General features: G+C 60.6%; 7 protein-coding genes and 1 pseudogene. 7 read left to right on the top strand and 1 reads right to left on the bottom strand.

Annotated features, from left to right (window positions below):
- Positions 1-66 precede the first annotated feature (66 nt).
- Positions 67-2028 carry a hypothetical protein gene (locus NW856_RS12095; protein WP_414400474.1) on the bottom strand — a complete coding sequence of 654 codons (1962 nt, stop codon included), beginning with the start codon at positions 2026-2028 and terminating at the stop codon, positions 67-69.
- A 521-nt stretch (positions 2029-2549) separates the two neighbouring features.
- On the opposite strand from NW856_RS12095, the gene rplC reads away from it, so the two are divergent.
- From rplC to rpsC, 7 genes and pseudogenes are all read left to right on the top strand, one after another.
- On the top strand, positions 2550-3194 hold the full coding sequence (gene rplC / locus NW856_RS12090; protein WP_011434152.1) for a 50S ribosomal protein L3: 645 nt from the start codon (positions 2550-2552) through the stop codon (positions 3192-3194).
- A 50-nt stretch (positions 3195-3244) separates the two neighbouring features.
- Positions 3245-3871 (top strand): annotated as a pseudogene (gene rplD / locus NW856_RS12085) (50S ribosomal protein L4); the annotation flags it as partial.
- 316 nt (positions 3872-4187) lie between these two features.
- Complete coding sequence (locus NW856_RS12080; protein WP_414400473.1) at positions 4188-4487, top strand: 50S ribosomal protein L23; 300 nt, start codon at positions 4188-4190, stop codon at positions 4485-4487.
- Between the two features lie 49 nt (positions 4488-4536).
- The gene (rplB, locus tag NW856_RS12075; RefSeq protein WP_414400472.1) at positions 4537-5421 is read left to right on the top strand and encodes a 50S ribosomal protein L2; all 885 of its coding nucleotides are present in this window, start codon (positions 4537-4539) and stop codon (positions 5419-5421) included.
- Between the two features lie 66 nt (positions 5422-5487).
- Positions 5488-5769, top strand: a complete 282-nt coding sequence (gene rpsS / locus NW856_RS12070; protein WP_414331934.1) for a 30S ribosomal protein S19 — start codon at positions 5488-5490, stop codon at positions 5767-5769.
- A 44-nt stretch (positions 5770-5813) separates the two neighbouring features.
- Positions 5814-6185 carry a 50S ribosomal protein L22 gene (rplV, locus tag NW856_RS12065; protein WP_414355949.1) on the top strand — a complete coding sequence of 124 codons (372 nt, stop codon included), beginning with the start codon at positions 5814-5816 and terminating at the stop codon, positions 6183-6185.
- A gap of 36 nt (positions 6186-6221) precedes the next feature.
- Positions 6222-6826, top strand: a 605-nt coding sequence (rpsC, locus tag NW856_RS12060) for a 30S ribosomal protein S3 (RefSeq protein WP_414400471.1), incomplete at its 3' end; no start/stop codon positions are given.

Here is a 6826-nt window from a genome sequence, read left to right as displayed (position 1 = left end):
CTTTTGGCTCAAATGAAAGATCAACACAACCTGAGTTGCCAGCACCCTTTCAGGATAGGCTCTCCCTTAGCCGGCGGTTGCCATGGCCTTCAACCCCTTCAAAATCAGGTAGTCCAGAATACTGGTGTTCTCCTCGCCGCGATAATTAAAATTGGAGCGCACCAGCCACAGCCCCTTCTGAGTGCGGCAACAGAGGTTCAGCAGCGTGCGGGCCAAAATCTGTTGACGCGCCTGTAAATCCCGCGCCGCATCGAAAACCTCCCCGTCCCATTCCGGCGTCAGCACACGGCTGTTGTAGAGCACATGCCAGAGGGAGCGGGACCAGCTGGGGTTGGTGATATCAAACCAAAATTGGTAATCGGCCTCCAAACCCCGAGTGATGTAGGCCCCCGGAGTTGCAACTACCAAGTAACGGGAATAGTCGGGCTCGAAGCGGCTGCTGCTGGGGGTCTGTCCCGAGCGGATCATGGCCAAAAAGGCGGGATCCCCTTCGGCGGGGAAGGCCTGGCGAAACCGCCGTGCCGCTTCCATCAACACGCGCAGCAGCTCTTGATCCTGAGGGGAAGCAATCGCCGGGGCTAAGTGATCGGCAAAAAACTGCTGGAAGAAAGCGGCCAATGAAGGGCCGGGATGATAGCCGCGCAGCCAATCGAACAGTCGCTGGTAGCGCTCCAGGTTGGCAAACCCTACTCGCTCTGGCTGCCGTACTGCCGTTCGGGGACGCAGAGAACGCCCCACCGGATCCCAGGTATCTTCGGCCAACAGAGCCGCCCGGATGGGATCCAGCCCCAGCACCCAGCTCAACATCAGCCGCCAAGCCGGCAAAGTAGGAAAAGCGCCCCACTCAGGGTGAGCCAATTCTGCTGCCGTCAGCACCGCCCGCACCAAAGGATAGCGGATCAAGGCCGGGAAGGGGGCAATCGGCAAAACCGGCACTTCCGACAACTGCTCCTGCAAGCTCAGGCTCACCCCCGCATCCATACGGGGCAGCAAAACAGCGATGCGATGGGCCGGGATCCCGGCCCCCAAAAGCCGGCGAATTTGGGCAACCATCGCCTCTACTGCCGCAAACTGGGTCTCTTCCTCCAGGGTTTGCACCAGCGGCAGCTCCCCCCCCTTCGGCTCAGGCAGCGGATGAGAAAACGGGGGATCCAGCACCCGCGCAATCTGCACCCCCAAGCGGATCATGCCTGCTGAAGCGCGATGGCTCCCCTCCAGAAACTGAACCTGCGTTTTTTCCATCAAGAAGTCGGCCACAGCTTCCGGGATCCCGGTCAAAGAGACCCCGCCGCCGAGGGTGTAGCTGAAAAATTGGCTTTGCAGATGGGCTTGCCCCTGCCGGTAAAACTCCAGCGCCACCCCGCAACTGTCTTCCGCCTGATCTACGATCAGATGATCCCACTCTTGCCAAAACTCCGCTAGCGGCAGGATGTGTTCGCCAAACAGCCGAATTTGCAGACCAAAATCCAGGGATCCCAACCGAAGCGCTGCCTCCCACAGCCGACCCACACAGCAGCCCATTGCCTGCAAAGCCTCTGCCCGCCGCGGATCTGCCTCCTCGGGCCAAGCCCGGGCCAGCTGGGATCCCACCACCTCTGCCGGCAAACCCGAAGCCCCCGCAATGTAAGCAGCACTGCTAATCTGATCCCAGATCTGGAACTCCTTGAGCCCGACCCCGGCAAAGGCTTCCCCATGCCGAGGGCACAAAGCGCAAGCTCGTTCGCAGAGAAATTGAGTGAGATCTTTGGCCAAGGGGATCGGCTCAAACTGAGGAGGCAACTGAGGAAGGCGGGCACACACCTGCGGCCAATGATCGGCCAGAGAGCGCCCAACCCGCTGCAAGAACGTTTCGATCCGCCACGGCCCCACCAAGCCCGAACTGGACTGCTGCAAGCGCCGCAACACCTCATCCGCTTGCCGTTGACTCCGCACCAAAAACAAGACCCGGCCCGGATCGGATCCCGCCTGCAACAAACTTCGATAGTGATCCACACAAGCCTGGGTCAGCCCACTGCCTGCCCAGCCCATTACACTTTGGAAGGGAGATGGCTTCCCTGGCCAATGGCTCTTTTCTTCCACTTGAGCTGCCCTTACCCTCTCCGGCCTCTCCAACCAACCCATTTTCTCAGCAAAAGTCTGGACAAACGGGCCTTCGCTTCATTATGATTGTTTTCCGTTGCCAACTGAGTCCATCCGCTTTGGCGACCCGGCGCGCTGCTACACCAGATACTGCCTCTTTAGCAGGTAAGTCTGAGCAGCTCTCAACAAAAGCAGTTTGGCGTGCAGCTTTGGGGGTGAACTAAGCAAAAGGCTCAGCGTTGCCGGCGCTGGACTTGGCCTCGGGGGATCCCTACCTTGCTCTTTCGCCTCAGCCGGCAGACTCAGCTTTGTCTTGAGCTTCCTGCTGCCACGCTATTGCTGTATGCCTATCCATCCGGCTAACTGAGCCATTGGCCTACGGCCCGCTTCGCGAACGGCTAGCCGATTGTCGGAGTGAGCTGGCTCTCAGTTGATGAAAACGAGTCGTGAAGGCTCGATTGGAGGTTCTTGTGGCACTTGGCATCCTCGGAAGAAAAGTCGGCATGACCCAGATCTTCTCTCCAGAAGGGCTGGCCATTCCGGTCACTGTCGTGCAGGCGGGGCCTTGCACCGTGACCCAGATCAAAACCCAAGCCACAGATGGCTACAACGCCATTCAGTTGGGCTACTTGCCCACTGCCGAAAAGCATCTCACGCGGGCGCAGCGGGGCCACCTCACCAAAGCGGGGGTGACAGAGCTGCTGCGCCACCTGCGGGAGTTCCGGGTTGACCAGCCAGAAGCCTACCAGTTGGGGCAGAAAATTACCGTCGAGATGTTCTCCCCTGGCCAATTGGTGGATGTGGCCGGTACCTCCATCGGGCGAGGGTTTGCCGGCTATCAAAAGCGCCACCACTTTGGTCGTGGCCCCATGTCCCACGGCTCCAAAAACCACCGCCGACCGGGCTCCATTGGCGCCGGTACAACCCCAGGCCGCGTGTTTCCGGGGATGCGCATGGCGGGGCGGTTGGGAGGTGGCCGAGTCACCACCCGCAAATTGCAGTTGGTGCAGGTGGATCCAGAGCGGGATCTGCTGGTGATCAAGGGTTGCGTGCCCGGGGTAGAAGGAGGGCTGCTGGAGATCACCCCTGCCAAGCAGGTGGGCAACAAGCGCTAAGGAGGGATCCCTGGCAAAGGCTGACCCGCATCCGCAAAGACGAGGAAACCATGGCAAGTTGTGTGGTGAAAAATTGGCAAGGGGAAACGGTGGGCAGCGCGGAGCTGAGCCTCAAAGTTGCTCGTCCCGAAACAGCCGCCCACATTCTCTATCTGGCACTGCGCCGGCAGATGACCAATGCTCGTCAGGGCAACGCCCACACCAAGACCCGAGCTGAGGTGCGCGGCGGCGGTCGCAAGCCTTGGAAGCAGAAAGGCACCGGTCGGGCCCGTGCCGGCTCCATCCGCTCCCCACTTTGGCGCAAAGGGGGGGTGATCTTCGGCCCCCGCAAGCGGGAATACAACCTGGCCATGAACCGCAAAGAACGGCAACTGGCCCTGCGCACCGCTCTGCAAAGTCGGGTGGAAGACCTGATCGTCGTGGAGGATTTCCAGGAGCAGCTCAACCCGCCCAAAACCCGTGCTGTGGCCCAGGCTTTGCTGCGCTGGGGGGTGATGGAAGATCAATCGGCTCTGCTCATCGTTGCCGAACGCTCGGAAGCCGTAGAGCGGGCCGTGCGCAACATCGCCCGCGTTAAGCTGATCGGCCTGGATCAGATCAACGTTTTCGATCTGCTCAACGTCGATTGGGTGCTGATCACCGTTTCTGCCCTAGAGCAGCTCAAGGCCCGTTGGGGATCCGACGCTGCGCCGGCAGTTCTGGAGACTCCCTCTGAGGATGCACCTCAGGCCGACCTAGCCGAAGATCAGGCCCTGCCCGGAGATGGGCCGGAAGATCAGGCCGTTCCAGAAAGCGAACACGAGGAAGCAGAGCAAACCCCAGCCCAACCTGAGGCCCAGGAAAACCAAGCTGCCCTCCAAGGACGTCCAGCAGATCCGCAGGGGCCAGAAGAGCAAACCGAAGAGCCCCAAGATCCAGCAGAAGAACTGGCTCAAGGAGCAGAGCCGTCAACGGTAGAAGAGGCCGAAGCAGCCCCAGAAGAGGAGGAAAGCGATGACTGAGAGCAAGCGGATCCTGGCCGACGTCCTGTTGCGCCCCGTCATCACCGAAAAGGCAACCGCCTTGAGGGAGCAGCGCAAATATGTCTTTGAAGTGCTGCCCACCGCCACCAAGCCGCTCATCCGAGCTGCCGTCGAAGAAATGTTCCGCGTGCGAGTTACTTCCGTCAACACCCTGAAGCTCCCGCGCAAGCAACGGCGGGTGGGCCGCTTTGTGGGCTACCGCACCCGTCCCAAGCGAGCCATTGTGACCTTGGCCGAGGGAGATTCCATTACCCTCTTCCCGGACACCTAACCCCCCTTTTTGAGTTGTTGTCATCCCATCCCCCACCCCTACCCGAGCCATGGGCATTCGTACTCTCCGACCTTACACCCCCAGCACCCGTCACATGACGGTCTCTGACTTCGAGGAGCTGTCCCGTGACGAGAACGGCAAGCGGCCCAGACCGGAAAAGTCGCTGCTGCAATTTATTCACCGCAAGAAAGGGCGCAACAACCGTGGCGTCATCACCTGCCGGCACCGCGGTGGTGGCCACAAGCGGCTTTACCGCATCATCGACTTCCGTCGCGACAAGCGCGGGATCCCGGCGACCGTCAAAACTGTGGAGTACGATCCCAACCGTAGCGCCCACATCTGCCTGGTGGAATACGAAGACGGCGAGAAACGCTACATCCTCGCTCCCCGCAACCTACAGGTGGGAGCCACCATCATGGCCGGGCCAGAGGCCCCCTTTGAGATCGGCAATGCCATGCCCCTGGAGCGGATCCCCTTGGGAACGGTGGTTCACAATGTGGAGCTGTATCCCGGTCGCGGCGGGCAGATCGTTCGCGCCGCCGGGGCTGGCGCTCAAGTGGTGGCCAGAGAAGGCAAATATGTCTCCCTCAAGCTGCCCTCCGGCGAAGTCCGCATGATCCGCGGCGAGTGCTACGCCACCATCGGCCAACTGGGCAATGTTGACCACAACAACATCAGCCTGGGCAAGGCGGGTCGCAGTCGTTGGTTGGGGCGCCGTCCTAAGGTGCGTGGCTCGGTGATGAACCCTGTGGATCATCCCCATGGTGGCGGGGAAGGGCGAGCCCCCATAGGCCGCAGTACCCCCGTCACCCCTTGGGGTAAGCCCACCCTGGGATACAAAACCCGCAAACGCAACAAGCCCAGCAGCAAGTTCATCGTGCGCGGTCGCCGTCGCGGGGGCCGTCGAGACAAGGGCGGAAGGGCTGCCCAATAGCCGTCTGGCCATGCGCTTCCTGAAGCTTCTTCGATGGTCATTGCTTGTCAAACAGTTGAGGTTCTTATGGGACGTTCGCTGAAAAAAGGCCCCTTTGTGGATGCCAAGCTGCTTCTCAAGGTGGAGAAGATGAACGAGCGCAACGAGAAGCACATGATCAAGACCTGGTCGCGGGCCAGCACCATCTTGCCGGTCATGATCGGCCACACCATCGCCGTTCACAACGGCAAGCAACATGTGCCCATCTACATCACTGACCAGATGGTGGGTCACAAGCTGGGGGAATTTGTCCCCACCCGTACCTTCCGTGGCCACGCGGGTAGCGACAAAAAAGCCGCCCGCCGTTGAGATAAACAACGAGTAGGACAGTATTGAGCAGGAGGGAGAGCGCCATGGCTGATTCATCCCCTGAGGTTAAAGCGGTAGCCCGCTACATCCGCATGTCCCCCTTCAAAGTGCGGCGGGTGCTGGATCAGATCCGCGGGCGCACCTATGCCGATGCCCTCATCCTGCTGGAGTTCATGCCCTACGCTGCCTGTGAGCCGGTTCGTAAGGTGCTGCGCTCGGCGGTGGCCAACGCAGAGCACAACAACGGCTTGGATCCCCGGGATCTGGTGATCAGCCAGGCCTATGCTGATCAGGGGCCCGTCCTGAAACGGTTTCGCCCCCGCGCCCAAGGGCGGGCCTACCCCATTCGCAAGCGCACCTGCCACATCACCATCGCCGTCCGGCCCATAGGAGCTGAAGTGGTGACAGCTTCCTAACCTTCCGTATTCCCAGACCTCTACCCCTTAACCACCATGGGACAGAAGATCCACCCCACCGGTTTCCGCCTCGGCGTGATTAAAGAACATCGCAGCCGCTGGTTTGCCGATCCGGCCCGCTATCCAGCCCTGTTACAGGAGGATGATCAGATTCGCACCTACCTGACCAAGCAATTGAGCAGTGCTGGTTTGGCCGATATCCAAATCGAGCGCAAAGCGGATCAAATTGACCTGGAGATCCGGGCTGCTCGCCCTGGGGTAGTTGTGGGTCGGGGCGGATCCAGCCTAGAGACTTTGCGCCAAGGTCTACAGAAAGAGCTGTCCGCGCTAGCGGGACAAAGCCCTGGTTCACGAGGTGGCGGCGAACGAACCATTCGCATCAATGTAGTAGAGGTCACCCGTGCCGACGCCGAAGCGACCTTGCTGGCGGAAAATATCGCCCAACAGTTGGAACGGCGGATTGCTTTTCGCCGCATCGTGCGCCAGGTAATCCAACGGGCCCAGCGGGCAGGCGTACAAGGGATCAAAATCCAAATTGCCGGGCGTCTGAACGGGGCCGAGATTGCCCGCACCGAATGGACGCGGGAGGGGCGGATCCCTTTGCATACTTTGCGGGCCGACATCGACTACGCCGAGCACCT

Origin of the sequence: Synechococcus sp. R3-13 (genome assembly GCF_047462195.1) — a bacterium.
Taxonomy (GTDB): domain Bacteria; phylum Cyanobacteriota; class Cyanobacteriia; order Thermostichales; family Thermostichaceae; genus Thermostichus.
This window is presented reverse-complemented; position numbering and strand designations above follow the sequence as displayed.

Excerpts from the sequence above, each read along its gene's own strand:
- rpsS (WP_414331934.1), top strand. The coding sequence starts at position 5,488 with ATGGGACGTTCGCTGAAAAAAGGCCCCTTTGTGGATGCCAAGCTGCTT.
- NW856_RS12080 (WP_414400473.1), top strand. The coding sequence starts at position 4,188 with ATGACTGAGAGCAAGCGGATCCTGGCCGACGTCCTGTTGCGCCCCGTC.
- NW856_RS12095 (WP_414400474.1), bottom strand. The coding sequence starts at position 2,028 with ATGGGCTGGGCAGGCAGTGGGCTGACCCAGGCTTGTGTGGATCACTAT.
- rplB (WP_414400472.1), top strand. The coding sequence starts at position 4,537 with ATGGGCATTCGTACTCTCCGACCTTACACCCCCAGCACCCGTCACATG.
- rplV (WP_414355949.1), top strand. The coding sequence starts at position 5,814 with ATGGCTGATTCATCCCCTGAGGTTAAAGCGGTAGCCCGCTACATCCGC.